Genomic DNA, 17,331 nt, shown 5'->3' on the forward strand with positions numbered 1-17,331 from the left:
GAGCAGAATATGATCTTTAATCCATCTTATATCCATCTGGCGGCACCGCCGTTCCCATATTTTCTGGAAGGCGACCGTACTTTGTATCAGCCGGGAGATCAGCATCCCAGCCGCAGCCGCATGGGAAAATTCGATCTGCTGATTGTTGAACAGGGATGTCTGTTCATTGGGGAGGAGCACAAACAGTGGGCAGTGCCGGCTGGGCATACTCTTCTCCTGCTGCCCGACCGCTATCATTATTCGGTTAAGCCCTGTGAGGAGACAACCTCCTTTGTATGGGTGCATTTCCACACCGTAGGTGAGTGGATGGAGGCCGAGGGCGAGCCGGTATATGCCAGCCGGGAGCATCATTTCCAGCAGTTCCTCACCTACCCCTATACCATTCGTGTGCCGCAGTTCGGTCCGTTGCCTGGTCCTTTAGCGCGGAGCGGTCAGGCTGAGCTGCTGCTGCAGCTGAACCAGGGGAGACGTTCCAGCGCAGTATGGCAGCAGCAGCGGATCTTCGAGGATATCCTGCGAATGCTGGATCTCGCACAACACCATGCAGAGGGGAGCCCTGCTGCAGAGATTGCAGAGCAGACGGAAACCTATCTGCGCAATCACTATACAGAACCGCTGACCAATAGCAGCCTGGCGGACGCGCTGCATTTCCACTATAACTATCTGGCCCGCTGTATGAAGCGGGTCTACGGCCTGACTCCCATGGAATATTTAACAGATTACCGGCTGGAGCAAGCCAAACTGCTGCTGCTTAAGACGGAAATTCCCATCGCCGGCATTGCCGAACGAACAGGGTTTGAGAGTACTGCCTATTTCTCACGGCGTTTCGCACATAAGGTTGGCATATCACCGCTGCGCTTCCGCAAACGCTATTCCCGCTAACTCCGTGTCACGGCTTATTCCGGGGCAGCCTTAGCTCCTCTCTCCGCTGACCCGGAATTCATGCAGCTCCCGGTTATAGGACAATCCCCGGATCCGGACGGAGTGGGAGGTATAGGCTCTGATCGGCCCCCCGGGCTCTACAATTCCCGCACCGCCTTTTACGGCTACCATTACATTGATCTCCGACAGAGCGGCTGCCAGCAGTTCCATATCGCTCACCAGCACTTTATAGATAAAGCTCATTCGTATCACTCCTGCCCTGTGGGTAAATTTCAAGTATGCTTGTCATTAGGCTTCGTCTACCCGAATAAAACCTCTGCCGCCGGACATGCTAAATTACGTTCCTAATCTTATTGTAGAGGGGTATGTAATCATGGGAGTTCTTAACGGTAATCCTAAAGACGAGCCTTTGCATTACGGCGAAATTTTCAATCTCTGGGAGTTCTCGGCTGCGGCCAAAATGGCCATGTCTGCCTATCAGGCTTATCATTATCATGCCGGGGATCACGATCTGAAAAAGATCATTGATGATCTTATGGATCAGGCTCAGCATGAAATCAAGGATTGCGACAGGCTGCTGAAGGAGAACGGGTTTACACCTCCCCCGTCTCTGCCGGACCGCCCCTCTGTCAAGCTGGAGGATATTCCGGCCGGAGCCCGGTTCTCGGATCAGGAAATCGCTGCCGCCCTCTCAAGCGGTGTCTCACTCAGTCTCGTCGTATGCAGTCAAATCATGGGCATGTCCATCCGGGAAGATATCGGTATGATGTTCATGAAGATTCATGCACAAATGGCTGCACTCGGCCTGGCTCTACTGAAGCTCAATAAGGAAAAAGGCTGGCTCGTCCCCCCTCCGCTGGAACTGAAGAAGCGGGAACCGGTTCATGCCTAAGATTAACACCTAGTGATCCTGCGCAAGCAGGATTTTTTGCTTTTTAGCTATTTTTTACCATTGATGCGCATATTCATTAAGACATGTTCTCTCTAAAGACATGCCTTAAGATCTGGAGATGTTGAGTATGCGATATTTGCCCAAAATCATCATTATCCTGTTATCCAGCTTGCTGATTGCCGCAGGCACGAACTTTTTTCTCGTTCCCTACAAAATACTTGATGGGGGAATTATCGGCATCGCCCTAATTATTAATTATATTTCCGGTACAAAAATCGGACTTGCCATCATCTTATGCAGTCTCCCGGTCTTTTGGCTTGCCTGGCTTAAAGAGCGGGATATCTTTTACAGCAGTGTGCTCGGGCTCATGGTGTCCTCCTTCCTGATCGAGCTTCTGGGACCGCTTCAATACTACTTTCTCTATTATATAGAGCTTGGTTCGATCTCCAGTGCGATTATCGGCGGCTTCCTGATGGGCAGCGGTCTTGGGCTTATGCTGCGGTTCCAAGCAAGCACAGGCGGTACGGATCTGCTGGCCAAATTCATTCAGCGCTACATACCGATTAATGTAGGCATCATTATTTTTCTGACGGATGTGCTGATCATTGGTGCTGGCGGCCTGCTGATCTCCAAGGAAACCTTTTTTCATTCCATTCTAACCATTCTCTCCGGCGGAGTGGCAACCGGTCTATGTACTCTTGAAGAAGGATAATGGAAATAAATATAATGCCAAAGGTCCTGCGCAAAGTCAAAAAATCCGCCAACCTGCCGGGCAGATTGAGTATCAGACCGGCGGGTTGGCGGGCATTACAAGTAAAAACTCTATTGCAGCATAGACAGCAGCAGCCGGGGGATTGCAGAGAGGGCTGCCTGCTTCTCTACAGCACCCATCTCATAAGCTGCCTTCGGCATGCCGTAGACTACAGACGAGGCTTCATCCTGCCCGATCGTACGTGCACCTTTGCGGCGCAGGGCGAGGAGCCCCTTCGCCCCGTCATAACCCATCCCGGTCAGCAGTACGCCGATAGTCTGTGCGCCAGCCGCTTTTGCCGCCGATTCAAAGAGCACATCGACGGATGGGCAATGACCATTCACTTTCGCTCCAGCGGCACAATCCAGCCGATACTGCCCCCCAATCCGCCGCAGGCCTACCTGCTTATCTCCGGGAGCCACCAGTACCTTACCGGGTGCAACGAGATCACCATCCTCGGCCTCTTTGACCGTGAGCGCCGAACTGAGATTCAAACGGTCGGAGAACATACGCGAGAATACAGGCGGGATATGCTGTACGACTACGATTCCCGGCATATCCGGCGGCAGCACATTAAGCACACTGGCAATCGCCTCTGTCCCGCCGGTAGAAGCTCCGATAACAATCAGTTGCTCCTTAAGGGCATGACCCGTGCCGGTGGTTCCCGTACGGGACCAATATCCTGGTCCTCCAGGCAGAGCAGGCTGCGCCGGAGCCAGAATTTTCGCTTGGGCAGCATTCTTGATCTTGATGATCAATTGTTCCAGGAAATGCTGCACACTGCCCGGTGAATTCATATCCGGCTTCGCTTCAAAGTCAACTGCTCCGGCGCTTAAGGCCTCAAACACAGCTTCCGTCACCCCGCTTACGACGATAACCGGAATCACATATTGCGGCAGAAGGCGGCGGATGAACTCAATACCGTTCATCTTCGGCATCTGTACATCGCAGATCATCACATCCGGCCGTACACGCAAGAGCTCGTCTCTTGCTTCAAACGGGTCTCCCGCCTTCGCCGCCACTTCGATGCGCGGATCGGTAGAAATCCCCCGGGATATCACTTCCCGGAACAATACAGAATCATCCACCACCAGTACCCGTATGCTTCGGGTATTCTTCATTAGAATCTTTCCTTCCCTGCAGCCGGGCTGTTATTTGCGGTAGACAGCAGGCATGATATAACAGTAATCCGTAAGCCCGCGGTCAAGTGACTCCGAATGGCCAATAAAGAGATAGCCGCCGGGTTCGGTCCATTCATAGAATTTGCGTACCAGCTTATAGCGGGTAGCATGATCGAAATAAATCATCACGTTGCGGCAAAAAATGGCATGAAACCGCCTGGTGAACGGAAAACGCTCCTCCATAAGATTAAATCTGCGGAACAGTACCTGACTCCGGAGATAAGGCTTCACAGAGTACGTGCCTTCTGCCGAAGGTTCAAAGTACTTTTTTCTCCAGTTCCCGGGAAGCTCCTTCATGGCTGATGCCCCATAAGTCCCTCTGCGCGCCTTTTCCAGCACGGCACTGCTGATATCTGTGGCGAGCAGTTGAGTATCCCAGCCGAATTTGCCTCCCCCGAATGCTTCATCGATGATCATGGATAGCGTGTACGGCTCTTCTCCGCTGGAGCAGCCTGCACTCCATACCCGCAGATCCCTTTCGTTCTCCCGCTTCATCACCTCTGGAAGGACATGATGCTGGAAATAAGAAAAATGCTCGCTCTCCCGCATAAAAAAAGTATGGTTTGTACTGATCTTGTCCACAAGCAGCGCAAGCTCGGTGGCGCTTCCCTCTGTTCGCAGAAAGCTGTAATATTCGCCGAAGCTGGCCATCCCCTTAGCCTGCACCATTTGCTGAAGTCTGCCCGACATCATCGCCCGTTTCTCCGCTTTGAGATGAATGCCGGCACGGGCTTTAATAAAGTCCGCGAGCTCGGCAAATTCCCGGTCTGTCATAGGAATCATAGGCTGTATTTGCCGAACTCGTTATCACTGAGGGCAATCGTAACGGGAGCTGCAGGCGTACTTTCTTTCACCCATGAAGACGCTGACGCTTTCGGGCCGCTCAATTTGTTCCGCGACATCTGCTCCAGCATCCGCAGAACTTCAGGGTTCAAATCCTCCATTCCCGCAAAAGTATTCTGCGGTTGCTGCTTCAGCTTGAACCTTGATACTTGGTCCCGCATCAGTTCCGCCTGTCCGGCCAGCTCTTCACTGGCTGCCGCAGTCTCCTCTGAGGTGGCAGAGTTCGTCTGAACCACCTGCGAGAGCTGCATTACTCCCTGATTAATCTGGCTGATGCCTGCAGCCTGTTCTGTGGATGCCGCTGTAATCTCCGAGATAATCTCAGCAACCTTGGAGACGTCGCCGACAATCTGCTCCAAGGCGGAAGCCGTCGCAGCAGCGATTTTGGTACCGCCCTCCACCTTTTTCATAGAGCTCTCGATCATAGCCGTAGTTTCTTTGGCTGCCCCTGCTGAACGTGCTGCCAGATTGCGCACTTCCTCGGCTACCACCGCAAAACCCTTGCCATGCTGGCCTGCCCGGGCTGCCTCAACCGCAGCGTTCAGTGCAAGAATATTCGTCTGAAAGGCAATTTCATCAATGACTTTAATAATTTTGGAGATACTGTCCGAGGCATCGTTGATCTGCTCCATCGCCACCAGCATATCCTGCATTTGCGTATTACCTTCTACGGCATTGTTCATAGCCCCTTGGGCCAGCCTGTTTGCCTGCTCCGCACTATGGGCGTTCCGTGAAGTCTGTGCCGCGATTTCCTCGATAGACGCAGTCAATTCTTCAATGGAGCTAGCCTGCTCTGTTGCACCTTGCGAAAGCGCCATGCTGGACTCCGACATTTGCTTTGAACCCGAAGCCACCTGCTCGGCCGCCCCTTGAATACTGCCCATCACCTCATTAAGCGTGCAGGACATTCGCCGGAAGGATTGGGACAACTTTCCAATTTCGTCAGAGGCTTCCCCCTGTATCTCCACATTCAGATCACCATCTGCAATCCGATCCGCAGCATACACCAGATTGACTACAGGCTTGCTGATCATACGGGAAAGGACAATACCCAGGAGCACCGCCAACACCATAGCCCCGGCTACAACGATCATTAACACCAGGATGGTCCGTGCGGCTCCCTTGGAGTACACTTCCGATTTGATCTTGCCGTTGGTCTCTTTACTGGCGAACAGATCGTCGATATGTTCATTGGCCTGCGCGACAATGGAAGAACTCTCCTTATAAAAGTAAGTGAGTGCCTCTTCCCGTCCAGAGGTTTCAGAGATTTCAATGGCCTTATCACGTACAGCATCATACTCGTTAATGACAGTTTTTAGATTGTTAAAAATATTACGGGTTTCCTGCGACTGGATACTTACGCCAAAGTCATCAAGGCTGGCCGTAAGCTGTGTATCCAGCGTTTTGATTTTCTGAATAATCTCTGCTTTGTTCTGAGAGCTATGGTTAATCAGCACATCGCGGGTAAGCGCGCGGATCTTGTGAAATTCAATGCCCGACTTCCCTATATCCCCCACACCTATCCCGTAATTCGCATACAAATCCGTATAATTGCGGTCGATCCGTTTCAGGTTCACTACCCCCACAACGCCTACGATACCAGCCATAATTGCAACAATAATAAACGAAGAGATCAGCTTGGTGCTTAATTTCATGTTGTTGAACCATTTCATCGTTATCTTCTCCTTATTCTTCTCGGCTAGAGTGCAATTCCCGGCAGTTCTACTTCAGCGTCCCGGAGCAGCCTGGTGCAATCCACCAGCAATTTCACTCCATGTCCGGTTTTCCCTATACGTGTTACAAATCCTCCGCCCCCCGGTGAATCCGGTGCCGGTACAATCTCCTCCGGCAGGATAGGCAGCACCTCCGATACACTCTCCACGATCAACCCCAATACCTCGTTCATAATATCGATGACAATGATGCAGGTACGGTCATTATACGTTTGCGGCTCCATGCGAAAGCGCATTCTTACATCCATCACAGGAATGATCTTGCCGCGCAAATTGATAATACCTTTGATATATTCCGGCAGCTCCGGAATGGCGGCAATCGGATGAATCCCGATGATTTCGGTCACATACTGAATCTCAATCCCGTAAAATTGGCTGCCGAGTGAAAAAATCAAATATTTGTCCCGCAGGGTATCCTCCTCCAGCGCCTCTTCGTATGCATTGTGTCCAGACACAGGAACACCTCCTAAGCAGATTTTACTAATACAATAAATTACTTATATTCATACAGGCTGACATACCGGAGAGCATACTTACCGCCCGGCAGCCCTTAGAGAGCCGCCACGGCATTCATCGAAGAAGCCAGACGGACAACGTCTAGAATCAGACTGATGCTCCCGTCGCCCAGCAGCGTACAACCAACAAAATGCTTACTCCCCGCGCTGCTCAAAATATAATCCGGGAGCGCCTTTACTACTACCTGCTGCTGGCCGAGCAGCTCGTCCGCAAGCAGGCATAGACTGCGCCCCTCGTCCTCTACCATGATGAGAATCCCTTCATCTATGGGACAGTTGTGCTGTGGAGCACCCGTGAGATGATGCAGGCGAAATACCGGATAGCAGTTGCCGCGCACTATGATCCACTCCTGCCCATCCGGATCATTCAGCAAGTCTTTGGCATTCGCCCTGAAAGAACGAATGATCGATGCGGTCGGGAGCGTAAACCTTGATTGTCCAACACCTACATTCATTCCATCGATAATTGCCAGTGTTAGCGGAATTCTCAAAGTGATTATGGAGCCTGAACCCGGAATGCTGTCTACGGAAGCGGTACCCCCGACTTTCTCCAGATCCTTGACAACCACATCCATACCTACTCCCCGCCCGCTGAATTCGCTGATGCTGTCCTTGGTCGAGAACCCCGGATGAAAAATCAGCTTGAATATCTCTTTGTCACTCATTTCGTGTTCATCCCGGGTCAATAGCCCGTTCTCCAGAGCCCGGGCAACAATCTTGTCCCGATGCAGCCCTTTGCCGTCATCCCGGATCATCACCATTACATCTCCCCCGGAGTGCCTCGCTTCCAGTGTTACCGTTCCACTTCGCGGTTTGCCTGCAGCCAGGCGCTCCTCAGGCATCTCAATCCCATGATCCAGCGCATTGCGCACCAGATGCATCAGCGGATCAGACAGATGTTCGATAATATTCTTATCAACCTCCGTCTCTTCGCCAAGAATAACAAGGTTAGCCTCCTTCTCCAGCTTCCGGGTCATATCTCTTACGATCCGTCCCATTTTATGAAACGTAGCAGCTAGTGGCACCATGCGCAGTGACATGACCACATCCTGCATTTCTGCCGAAATCTTACGCAGCTGTCTGGCCGCTTTATTGAAATTGCCCAGCGATCCGCCTAGACCGGCAAGATCGGGATTCTGCGTTACCATGGCCTCTGCAATGACCAGCTCACCGATCAAATCCATCAGCTTATCCATTTTGGCCACATTCACGTTAATCATGGTCTGCTGGGATGAGGGTGGCGAGTTGCCCTCTTTAGGTTTCTTCTCCCGGCCCGGTACAGTTAAGAGCTTCAGATCAGCATCCGGCAGCTCCGTAGCCTGAGGCACTTCCTCAGAAGCATCTGGTGGAGCCGGGATAGCAACAGCTGTATCTTCCGCTCCAAGCCGTTCTATTTCGACTTCCCTAACATAGGGAGCATTCCGCAAAAAGGCTGCAACTGTGTCTTCAGATTCCGCTGTGTGCAGTACAATTACAAATCCATCCCGGCGGATGACCTCGGCACTGTCGGGATTCTCTATAATATCCTCAGGCAAGTAGGTACAACTGCAGTCCCATGCTTCGCCAAGCTGATGAATCACTGTGAATGCGCGGATATTCTCCAGTTGACAAGTCTCTTCAAAACGCAAAACCGCTCTGTAATGTACGGATGCCTCTGTAGCCATATTAGCTCCCGGCAATCCGACATCAGTGTTCTGTCCTATTTCTTCCCGTATTCCCGTAGACCCGTTCTTAAGAAATTGCAAATAAGCCTTCAGTTCTTCAGCCAGCAGGGCGCAGTCTCCATCTGCGTGATCTCCGTTCTTGATCTTGATCGTCTCCAGCTTGGTAAAATCAACACCTTGCAGAATGAGATCCGACAGCTCAGAGGCATTATAAGGCGTATGAGGATGGTCGCGCAGATAAAAAAACAAATCCTCCATTACATGTGCCAGGGAAGAAATATTCGTAAATCCCATCACGGCAGCCGAGCCTTTAACCGTATGCATTATCCGGAAGATTAGATTAATATCCTCAGGTTGAAGAGTTTCATGCTGCTCACTGGCAAGAATAGAGTCTTCCAGCTGCTGCAGCGATTGCAGGGTCTCGAAAATAAATAGATCAAGCAGTGATTCCTCCGGAAAAGAGCCTGACATTATGTTCTCCTTTCGGCCCATCAAATGGGAAGCGTTGTAGTGTTATGTGAGATTTCTCCATTTTTATATCGTAAGATGGAAATAAAAAATGAATATCTAATTTAAAATTTTGATAAATTTTGATTATTTAAGCGAACATTATGAATAAAGGTTGATCTTTTGAGAAATTGAAGCGACAATCGGATATATAACACTCCAGGGGAGGATCGAACGAAGTTGGATAGTACAAGCAACAACAGCAACACTTCCGCGCATGATATTATCGACCTGTGCCTGCTCGCCGGTAAAATCATGCTGCAAAGCGGCGCGGAAACCTACCGCGTGGAGGACACTATGAGCCGTATGGCGGCATCGCTCGGTTTTCCGGGAGCGCACAGCTATGTAACGCCAACCGTCATTATGTTCACCACCAGCCGGACGGAACCGGTGAAGCTGTTCCGTATTGCGGAGCGGACCACAGATCTGCAAAAGGTGTCCGAGGTCAACGACATCTCGCGGCGCCTGAGTGAACGCCAGCTTACCGCAAGTGAAGCCCGCGACCGGCTAAGTGTGGTGGACGATGCAGCCCACGCTTATCCGGTCTGGCTGCAGATTGTCGCCGCCGCCTTGACCGGAGCGTGCTTCACTGTAATGTTCAAAGGCAGCCTGTGGGATGCCCTGCCAGCTATAGTAGTGTCCGGGCTGGGATTCGCCGCAGCGACATACCTTCACCGGCTGTTCCAGATCCGTTTCTTCGCGGAATTCACTGCCTCGTTCCTGATGGGACTGCTCGCCTTCCTGTCCGTGAAGCTCGGCGTAGGTCAGGAAATGGATAAGATCATTATCGGTTCAGTCATGCCGCTGGTGCCGGGACTACTCATTACCAATGCCGTCCGTGATCTGATGGCCGGACACTTGGTCTCCGGCCTCTCCAAGGGAGCCGATGCATTCCTGACGGCGTTTGCAATCGGGACAGGCATCGGGCTTGTGCTGTCACTTTTTTGAAACATACAATTCATGTACTTCACACGTGAAAGAGGTTAACTGTTCATGATTTTGCAATTGATAACCAGCTTTATTGCCGCTGCCACCTTCTGCATTCTGTTCAATGCACCAGTCCGTGCATTGGTACAATGCGGTTTTGCCGGAATGGTGGGCTGGATGCTGTATCTGCAGCTCGATGAAAGATGGGACACCGTGGTAGCCACCTTCGCAGCTACAGTAGTGGTCGGGGTGATCAGTCAGATCTTTGCCCGCATTTACAAAATGCCGGTCATTATCTTCAGTGTCGGCGGCATTATCCCGCTCGTCCCTGGCGGTCTGGCTTATGATGCCATGCGCAAGTTCGTCGAGAACGATAATAATCTGGCCATCCAGTTTGCTGTCCAGGCTCTGCTCCTTTCTGGAGCAATAGCAACCGGACTTGTACTCAGCGAAGTGCTTGGACAGATGTTCCGGCGGAAACATGTCGGCAGCTCATAAGCCGTTCGACAAGGAACCTGCAATATGGCTCGTCACCATAAACATAAAAAAGCTGCTCCACAATGTCATGAAGATGACTAGTAGGAGCAGCTTTTTTATATGCCAGAGGGAGAGAGCCGTAACTACGCCCCCGGTTCCCTGGTCAGATTATTTTTTGATAGCTTGCAATGTCCAGCCATTGGCCGAATTTGTTGCCGATCTCTTTGAACAGCGCGCTTTGCTCATATCCGTGTCTGGTGAACAGCCGGCGGCTAGGTTCATTATCGGAGCATACGGTTGCCACCAGCACATGAAAACCAAGCTCGGACGCCCGTTCCTCAATGAAGCTTAGCGCTTTGCCGCCCAGTCCCTGTCCGCCGCTGCCGGGTCTCAGATAGATGCTGATCTCACCAGAGGTATCGTAGGCCTGCTTGTTCTTATGTCTGGCAATCAGAACATAGCCCTGCATTTCACCGTCCTGTAGAATGGCGTAGGACTTGAAGCGCGGATCACCGCTTAGCACCGACTCACGCATGGAAGCTGAGTCCAGCGGCGCGGTATGAAAAGAAACCGTAGTATTCAGTACATAATAATTATAGATATCTACTACTTCCGCCAGATGCTCTTCCCTAATCTCCGTAAAAGACAAACCGCGTGCTGCTGTTTCCCCCATGACTAATCCTCCCAGATCGCTGTTTCCAATTGATCTACAAATTTGCGTAGCTTACCAGCGATCTTCAGGTTGATCGCCCCATTCTGATACATTTGCTGCACCGTATTCCGCTGTTCCTGAATCGCCTGCAGCTTCAGCTCAAGCTTCTGGTCATCCACGACGCCATCCTTGATCCAGCCGTCTCCCTCGATAAGGCGGGACTCCATCTGCTCATACTTGTCAATAACCTTCTGTGAAGGCAGACGGTTCTCTTCACTCATTCCGGCGTTGACGGCAGAAATGGCAGCCTGGCACATTGAAATTTTGGCCATACGGGCACTCTCGGCATTCTGCGCTGCCAGCCGTCCTTCATCGCCGTTCAGCCGCCCGGAGAATAATCCCGAGAACAGGCGCTGAATTTCAGTGAGCGAAAATTTGATCTGCGTGTCTAGCCGCTTGCACATCAAGGCTTCCTTATGATCCAGCAGCTCTTCCATCTTCGCTGCTACGGGAGCCGCGACGGAGCCGTTCTCGAGCATCCGGCGGAGTTCCGTACGCTCTGCAGCAATAGCATTCCGCTTAGCCTGGACCCCCAGCTGCCGGAAGCGTTCCGCTTCCGGATCATCGCCCGTTTTCGGAGCGCACAGCTTGTCAATCTTGTCCGTGAATTCCAGCATGACCGGCTGATTCCCGGGCAGCGGATTCTCTGAGACCAGGCTTCGAAGCATGCTCATTCCAGCATCAATCACTACCGACCTTGCCGTCAGCTCAGAATTGACCGGCACACTCTCCACCACAACCGGGTCTTCCCCGTCCGCAAGCAGCGGCAAAAAGATGCTTGCTATGAGCAGCGAGACGAGAATGACACCTGCCGCAAGAGCGATAATGAGGTCCCGCTGCGGGAACGGTGAACCATCCCCAAGAACCAGCGGAATTGAGAAGGCACCCGCCAGCGTTACCGCACCCCGCACACCCGAAATCGATGTTATGAGCTGCGACTTCAGCGGTGAGCGGGGGGTTCTTAGCCTTCGGCTCTCGAACAAGGAGTATGCATACACCCACAGAAACCGCAGTACAATCAAAAGCGCTGTGATCGCCAGTACATAACCGGCCACGATAAAGTTGTTCAAGGTATTGTCATTGTAAATCACTTGAACGACGTCCGGAACCGATACGCCCAGCATCAGGAAGACCAGGCCATTCAGAACCATCAGCAGCACTGACCACGTGCTGGCAGATACAAGCTGGAGCTTATATTGCGGTGATACAGCCCGATCCTTCTCTATAGCATACATCACGCCGCCTGCCACTACGGCAAGGATCCCCGACACGCCGATCTCTTCACTCACCAGATAAATAATAAAAGGTGTGAGAATCTGCAGCAGCACATGAATGGTGACATCTTCCATGCCGAAGCGGCGGATAAATACACTAAGCCGGATGAGCACAAATGACAGCAGCGCTCCCAGCAGCAATCCCCCAGCAGCAATAAACACAAAGCTTATCGTCGCCTTGGGCAGGGAGAACATCCCGGTAACCGCCGCAGCAATGGCAAACTTAAAAGCAACCAGCCCGGATGCGTCATTCATCAGCGACTCTCCTTCAAGGATGCGGTGGATACTCTTCGGCAGATGCACCTTTCCGGCCAGCGCGCTGACTGCCACAGCATCGGTAGGCGAGAGGATGGCGGCCAGCGCAAAGGAAGCAGCCAGCGGTATGGACGGAATCATCCAGTGGATGGCATATCCGGCGACAAAGACTGTTGCAAAGACCAGTCCAAGCGACAGCAGCAGGATCGGCGCCCTTAGGTTCCACAGCTCGTCGCGTGGCGTCCGCCGACCGTCATTGAACAGCAGCGGGGCAATAAACAGCACAAAAAACAGCTCCGGCTCAAACGAAATATGAATTCCCATCGGAAAAGCGGCCGCAATAACTCCCAGCGCAATCTGAATCAGGGGAACCGGCACAAACGGAATGAACCGGTTCACGATATTGGAGACCGCGATCAGTCCCAGCATTAACAGTACAGCAAGAAATGTCTCCAAATCTCTCAACTCCCCCGATGTATAATCATGAAACTCGCTTCCATTCTCCTAACCCGCCTATCCGTCCTCTTCTTCATATTCAAAAATATCCTCAATGCTGAGCTTGAAGTATCTCGACAGTTTGAAAGCCAGAATGATCGACGGATTGTACCTTCCGTTCTCCAGAGAGCAGATCGTCTGTCTCGATACCTCCAAGGCTTCTGCGAGCTCTTCCTGATTAATGCCCTGCTGTTTCCGGATTGTCTCAAGCTTGTTCTTCATCGCTGTTCCTCCCGGTCATGTAAAGTTAGCTTTACAAAGAGAATATCATCCTGAGCGCAAAATGTAAAGTAAGCTTTACAAAAACCTGAAAATGTTCATCGTTTACACGATTGACAAAAATATTTATTTGTGTTATAATATAATATTTTTCGATTGAAAACAGTTTGGAGTTTCAGTATGATATGCATTAGCCTGCAGGCACATTCTTATCTAGTGTAATGGAGGGATATTATGCATATCGCCAAAGGAATTGAAATGCTGGAGATTTCCGTACCCGTGATGGGCGGAATAGACACGTTCTACCCTGCCTTGATCTGGGACGAAGAAGGAGCTGTACTGATCGATACAGGAGTACCGGGAGCAGAGCAAAAGTTCAAGCAAGCTGCAGCCGAGGCCTCCGTACCCTTGAGCCATGTTCGTACCATACTGATTACTCATCAGGATATCGATCATATCGGAAGCCTTCCGGCTCTCCTGGAACAGAGCCAATCCACGATAACTGTACTCGCACATGAAATCGAGCGGCCTTATATCGAAGGCGACAAGATGCTGCTGAAGCATACTCCTGACGCACTGGCTGCCGCCGAAGCCATGCTTCCGCCGTCTGTACCGGAGGAGTGGAAGCGCGCTTTCCTCCACGTGTTGGCTCACCCACCCAAAGGTCGAGTTGACCAGACGCTTACAGGTGGCGAGTATCTGCCCATCGGAGGCGGAATTACCATTATTCATACTCCCGGCCACAGCCCTGGCCATCTGAGCCTGTATCATCACACCAGCCGCACGCTGATCGCAGCCGATGCATTGACCGTGCGTGACGGCCAGCTCTGCGGACCCGATGCCACGGCTACTCCCGATATGGTAACAGCGCTCCAGTCTCTTCACAAATTCGCGGACTTCGAGATTGACCAGGTGATCTGCTATCACGGGGGTCTCTATCGCGGCGATGTGAACCGGCGGATTGAAGAACTGGCTCAGGCTCAGGGAACACATTAATAAGCTGCTCACAGGTTGGGTTGTCACGGTAAACATAACAAGCAGGAGCTGGACCGTATCACCGGTCTGACTCCTGCTTTATTTTAACATCTGTCCTGCTTCAGCCCTACTATAGTTCGTCTGTCAAGCCAGCTGGAGGATATCCTGAACGATCTCACGGTCCACATCCAGATCAAACTTGCGGCCCCAAAAGCATTCCGTTCCCTTTTGCCGGATCCGTTCATAATCCTCTGCCCTGAGTGTTCTCGGGAATTCCGGGCCCGTGTCCCAATCGGTATAGCGTTTGATCTCATTCACAACCTGCTGCTTAAAGCTGCTGTTCAAGATAATCGAATGAAAAAAGATTTCGTCTCCGCAAAAAGAGTTTTTAAACAAACGGACGTACCCGGGATTATTGCGGATATACTCCAAAATGTACTCCATACACGCTCCGGTAATCGACATCCAGTTCGAGCCCTTATATAAAGTACCCGGCAGATTCTTCAGGCTGCGCTTCAGCACCGGCACCGACATCACCAGATTGATGTAGCGGTTGCGGATCTCAGAGACGGTTTTGGCGCGTGAGACGAGGAATCTCGGATAATACACGGACACTCTGTACATACAGCCCCACATCTCCGCTTCATTCGGCAGCTGCAGATGTTTGACGAATTCTTTACCCTGATTTTCCTGAAAAAAGTCAACGATTGTCCGGTTCGGAACCAGCGGTAGATCCTGTCCGCTTATAATATGAATATAATCGAAGTGTCCCTTCTCCTTGATCAGCTCAAAACATTTGAGGATGCACTCAATCTGACCGTAATGCCCCCATTGCACATCCACCGGCTGCTGTACGAAATGAATGTCTTTCCGGTGGATAATCTGCGCCTCAATCCCGCTTTTCCGGTCCACATGGAGAAAAAATTCCACATGCTCATCCGTTAAAGCTTCCAGCAGCAGGTTGATCTGCTCCGGGTTCTTATGACAAAGGACCACATATGCCATTTTGAAATGTTTCAAAACATTCATCCTTTCGCTCATTGATTTCCACATATTATAGGGGAATGAGCGGAGATGAACAAGTTTTGCTTTATTTTACTGCTTTACCAGCAGCTTAATCCCTATGTTCCAAGGGTCGGTAACTGTTACTATGCCGTCCGTTACATCCACTCTGTATCCCGCGGAACGCACCCGTCCTTCTACGGCATCACGTTCGTGAACACTTGGCAACAGCAGGGTAAAATAGTCAATGCCCGCCGCATCGGCCGGTGCTGCCGGAGCACCTTGACCTGCCCAGACATTCAGTCCCATGTGATGATGGTACCCGCCGGCCGAGATGAACATCGCCGCATCACCGTACTCAGCCATCTGCTCGAAGCCCAGCGTATCGACATAGAATCTCTTGGCTTCGCCAAGATCACCCACATGGAAGTGAACATGCCCGATCACGGTGCCCACAGGCAATCCGGTCCATTCCAGACCCTCAGAAGCAGCCAGCAGACCGTCCACATCCACCGGATCTGTAGTCATAACAACGTGCCCGTTCGCCTCATACTTCCAGGTGTCCTTCGGCCGGTCGCGATAGATCTCAATTCCGTTATGATCCGGATCCTCAATATACAGGGCCTCACTGACGAGATGATCGCCCTGTCCGACTTGGATATCCGAATCAATCAGATTGCGAAGCACCAGCCCCAGGCTCGGACGGTCCGGCACAAGAATCGCGAAGTGATACAGCCCTGCGACTGAATTCCGCCGGAGTACCCGCGCATTCTCAATCTCCCGCAGAATAAGGAGTACGCTATGACCATCTGCTGTCATTTCGGCTTCACGCCCGCTCTGGCGCAGAACCTTCAGTCCAACCACATTTTGATAAAAATCAAGCGAACGCTCCAAGTTACTTACCCGAATCTGTACAAGTCCAATTTCCAAAGTTTGCGGCAATGTTGCTGCTGTTGTCATATAAACCCCTCCTGAATTTAACTAAGATATTATCCAAATTCTGCGATTGCAGTTAGTCTTAACAAGTTCCAATACACCCATTCAAGGCTGTAACAGTTTCTGTTACATATTAACTAACTTTAGTTTAGTAGCATTCTATAAGTTTGTCAATTACTTTCCGAAAAAAAGAAAAACCCGACCACAATCGCGGTCAGGCCCAATCGTTACAGGACAGAATTCAAATTTTAGCCGCTGCCAGCTTCTGTTCAAACGCTTTTACCCCGGTACTCTGCCGTTCTAAGCTCCCGAATATACGGCTCCAAATGAGGCATCTTCGAATCTAAGGCCTGCTGTACAGCCTGCTCGATATCATAAGGAACTCTTACGAACTGTAAATTGAGCGGTGCCTGATCACGGCTGCCATAGTCCCCTTCCAAGATGGTATACGAAGCCTGTGTGATATCCAGAGGATTGCCGACACTCCCTACATTGAACAATGTTTTTCCTTCCGGATGCTGAAGATATACCCCGTGGATATCTCCATAGCCGGCCACATCCGCAGTCAGCCGTTCAGCGCACAGCTCTGAAGGTTCAAACAAGGACAAGCGCAGCACCAGATCGTCCCAGGGCTGGATACGCTCATTCACGCTCCGCGGCGAAGCATGGAACAGGCGGATATATTTACCGCTCATCCAGAATTCAATGGAGAACGGCAGCTTGCTCAGATACGCCCTTCGTTCGGTCCCCAGGAGAGCCTGGTGCCACTGTATCGCCTCTAGCTCACTTTCATATGCGATATATTCATCCCAGTTGCCTCTGACCACTTTCTCACAATGCAATCGGATCAGGTCAACCGCCAGATCCGAATTGGGCCCTTTGCCCACCAGATCCCCCAGACAGAAGATCCGGCTGATCCTGCGCTGCTGAATGTCCGCCAAGACGGCCTCCAGCGCGGTTACGTTGCCATGAATATCAGAAATAATGGCGATTCTCTCCACGTATGTACCCTCCATTGCTGTACTGTATAAACTCAACTTGTGATTTTTTCATTTCGGGACTTGGTTCAATCTATAAAGGATGTAATATCT

General features: G+C 51.3%; 18 protein-coding genes. 6 read left to right on the forward strand and 12 right to left on the reverse strand.

Annotated features, from left to right (window positions below):
- The first annotated feature begins 9 nt into the window (after nucleotides 1–9).
- On the forward strand, nucleotides 10–882 hold the full coding sequence (locus tag AC0MA3_RS23500; RefSeq protein WP_474658018.1) for a helix-turn-helix transcriptional regulator: 873 nt from the start codon (nucleotides 10–12) through the stop codon (nucleotides 880–882).
- Between the two features lie 30 nt (nucleotides 883–912).
- On the opposite strand, the gene AC0MA3_RS23505 is transcribed toward AC0MA3_RS23500, so the two are convergent.
- Entirely contained in the window at nucleotides 913–1,125 is a 213-nt protein-coding gene (locus AC0MA3_RS23505; RefSeq protein ID WP_379153370.1) for a hypothetical protein, read from the reverse strand.
- Nucleotides 1,126–1,255: 130 nt separating this feature from the next.
- Here AC0MA3_RS23505 and AC0MA3_RS23510 point away from each other — a divergent pair, with 130 nt between their 5' ends.
- Nucleotides 1,256–1,774, forward strand: a complete 519-nt coding sequence (locus AC0MA3_RS23510; protein ID WP_474658019.1) for a DUF3231 family protein — start codon at nucleotides 1,256–1,258, stop codon at nucleotides 1,772–1,774.
- 118 nt (nucleotides 1,775–1,892) lie between these two features.
- Nucleotides 1,893–2,486, forward strand: a complete 594-nt coding sequence (locus AC0MA3_RS23515) for a YitT family protein (protein WP_379153374.1) — start codon at nucleotides 1,893–1,895, stop codon at nucleotides 2,484–2,486.
- A gap of 110 nt (nucleotides 2,487–2,596) precedes the next feature.
- Here AC0MA3_RS23515 and AC0MA3_RS23520 read toward each other — a convergent pair whose 3' ends face one another.
- The 5 genes from AC0MA3_RS23520 to AC0MA3_RS23540 all read right to left on the reverse strand — a co-directional run bounded on the left by AC0MA3_RS23520 (nucleotide 2,597) and on the right by AC0MA3_RS23540 (nucleotide 8,932).
- Complete coding sequence (locus AC0MA3_RS23520; protein WP_379153376.1) at nucleotides 2,597–3,646, reverse strand: protein-glutamate methylesterase/protein-glutamine glutaminase; 1,050 nt, start codon at nucleotides 3,644–3,646, stop codon at nucleotides 2,597–2,599.
- Nucleotides 3,647–3,676: 30 nt separating this feature from the next.
- A complete protein-coding gene (locus AC0MA3_RS23525) occupies nucleotides 3,677–4,489 on the reverse strand; it encodes a CheR family methyltransferase (protein ID WP_474658020.1) in 813 nt (270 codons plus the stop codon).
- Nucleotides 4,486–6,222 (reverse strand): methyl-accepting chemotaxis protein, encoded by a 1,737-nt coding sequence (locus tag AC0MA3_RS23530; protein WP_474658021.1) that lies wholly within the window; start codon nucleotides 6,220–6,222, stop codon nucleotides 4,486–4,488. Before AC0MA3_RS23530 ends, AC0MA3_RS23525 begins: the two co-directional genes overlap by 4 nt.
- Nucleotides 6,223–6,248: 26 nt before the next feature.
- Nucleotides 6,249–6,737 (reverse strand): chemotaxis protein CheW, encoded by a 489-nt coding sequence (locus AC0MA3_RS23535; protein ID WP_474658022.1) that lies wholly within the window; start codon nucleotides 6,735–6,737, stop codon nucleotides 6,249–6,251.
- Between the two features lie 95 nt (nucleotides 6,738–6,832).
- Entirely contained in the window at nucleotides 6,833–8,932 is a 2,100-nt protein-coding gene (locus tag AC0MA3_RS23540) for a chemotaxis protein CheW (protein WP_474658023.1), read from the reverse strand.
- A gap of 216 nt (nucleotides 8,933–9,148) precedes the next feature.
- Here AC0MA3_RS23540 and AC0MA3_RS23545 point away from each other — a divergent pair, with 216 nt between their 5' ends.
- Both AC0MA3_RS23545 and AC0MA3_RS23550 read left to right on the forward strand, forming a co-directional pair.
- Nucleotides 9,149–9,916 (forward strand): threonine/serine exporter family protein, encoded by a 768-nt coding sequence (locus tag AC0MA3_RS23545; RefSeq protein WP_474658024.1) that lies wholly within the window; start codon nucleotides 9,149–9,151, stop codon nucleotides 9,914–9,916.
- Nucleotides 9,917–9,961: 45 nt separating this feature from the next.
- A complete protein-coding gene (locus tag AC0MA3_RS23550) occupies nucleotides 9,962–10,393 on the forward strand; it encodes a threonine/serine exporter family protein (protein ID WP_474658025.1) in 432 nt (143 codons plus the stop codon).
- A 142-nt stretch (nucleotides 10,394–10,535) separates the two neighbouring features.
- On the opposite strand, the gene AC0MA3_RS23555 is transcribed toward AC0MA3_RS23550, so the two are convergent.
- Genes AC0MA3_RS23555 through AC0MA3_RS23565 form a run of 3 tightly spaced genes read right to left on the reverse strand, consistent with a single transcriptional unit; the run spans nucleotide 10,536 to nucleotide 13,330 of the window.
- Nucleotides 10,536–11,045, reverse strand: a complete 510-nt coding sequence (locus AC0MA3_RS23555; RefSeq protein WP_379153390.1) for a GNAT family N-acetyltransferase — start codon at nucleotides 11,043–11,045, stop codon at nucleotides 10,536–10,538.
- Between the two features lie 2 nt (nucleotides 11,046–11,047).
- A complete protein-coding gene (locus tag AC0MA3_RS23560; RefSeq protein WP_474658026.1) occupies nucleotides 11,048–13,069 on the reverse strand; it encodes a Na+/H+ antiporter in 2,022 nt (673 codons plus the stop codon).
- Between the two features lie 57 nt (nucleotides 13,070–13,126).
- Complete coding sequence (locus AC0MA3_RS23565; protein WP_379153394.1) at nucleotides 13,127–13,330, reverse strand: helix-turn-helix transcriptional regulator; 204 nt, start codon at nucleotides 13,328–13,330, stop codon at nucleotides 13,127–13,129.
- A gap of 231 nt (nucleotides 13,331–13,561) precedes the next feature.
- On the opposite strand from AC0MA3_RS23565, the gene AC0MA3_RS23570 reads away from it, so the two are divergent.
- Entirely contained in the window at nucleotides 13,562–14,323 is a 762-nt protein-coding gene (locus tag AC0MA3_RS23570) for an MBL fold metallo-hydrolase (protein ID WP_474658027.1), read from the forward strand.
- A 123-nt stretch (nucleotides 14,324–14,446) separates the two neighbouring features.
- Here AC0MA3_RS23570 and AC0MA3_RS23575 read toward each other — a convergent pair whose 3' ends face one another.
- The 3 genes from AC0MA3_RS23575 to AC0MA3_RS23585 all read right to left on the reverse strand — a co-directional run bounded on the left by AC0MA3_RS23575 (nucleotide 14,447) and on the right by AC0MA3_RS23585 (nucleotide 17,241).
- Nucleotides 14,447–15,322: a beta-1,6-N-acetylglucosaminyltransferase gene (locus AC0MA3_RS23575; RefSeq protein WP_474658028.1), complete on the reverse strand. Its 876-nt coding sequence runs from the start codon at nucleotides 15,320–15,322 to the stop codon at nucleotides 14,447–14,449.
- Nucleotides 15,323–15,397: 75 nt separating this feature from the next.
- Nucleotides 15,398–16,264: a VOC family protein gene (locus AC0MA3_RS23580; RefSeq protein ID WP_474658029.1), complete on the reverse strand. Its 867-nt coding sequence runs from the start codon at nucleotides 16,262–16,264 to the stop codon at nucleotides 15,398–15,400.
- A 245-nt stretch (nucleotides 16,265–16,509) separates the two neighbouring features.
- Entirely contained in the window at nucleotides 16,510–17,241 is a 732-nt protein-coding gene (locus AC0MA3_RS23585; protein WP_474658030.1) for a metallophosphoesterase family protein, read from the reverse strand.
- Nucleotides 17,242–17,331: the final 90 nt, after the last annotated feature.

The sequence above is a fragment of the Paenibacillus sp. LS-5 genome, from assembly GCF_056121505.1.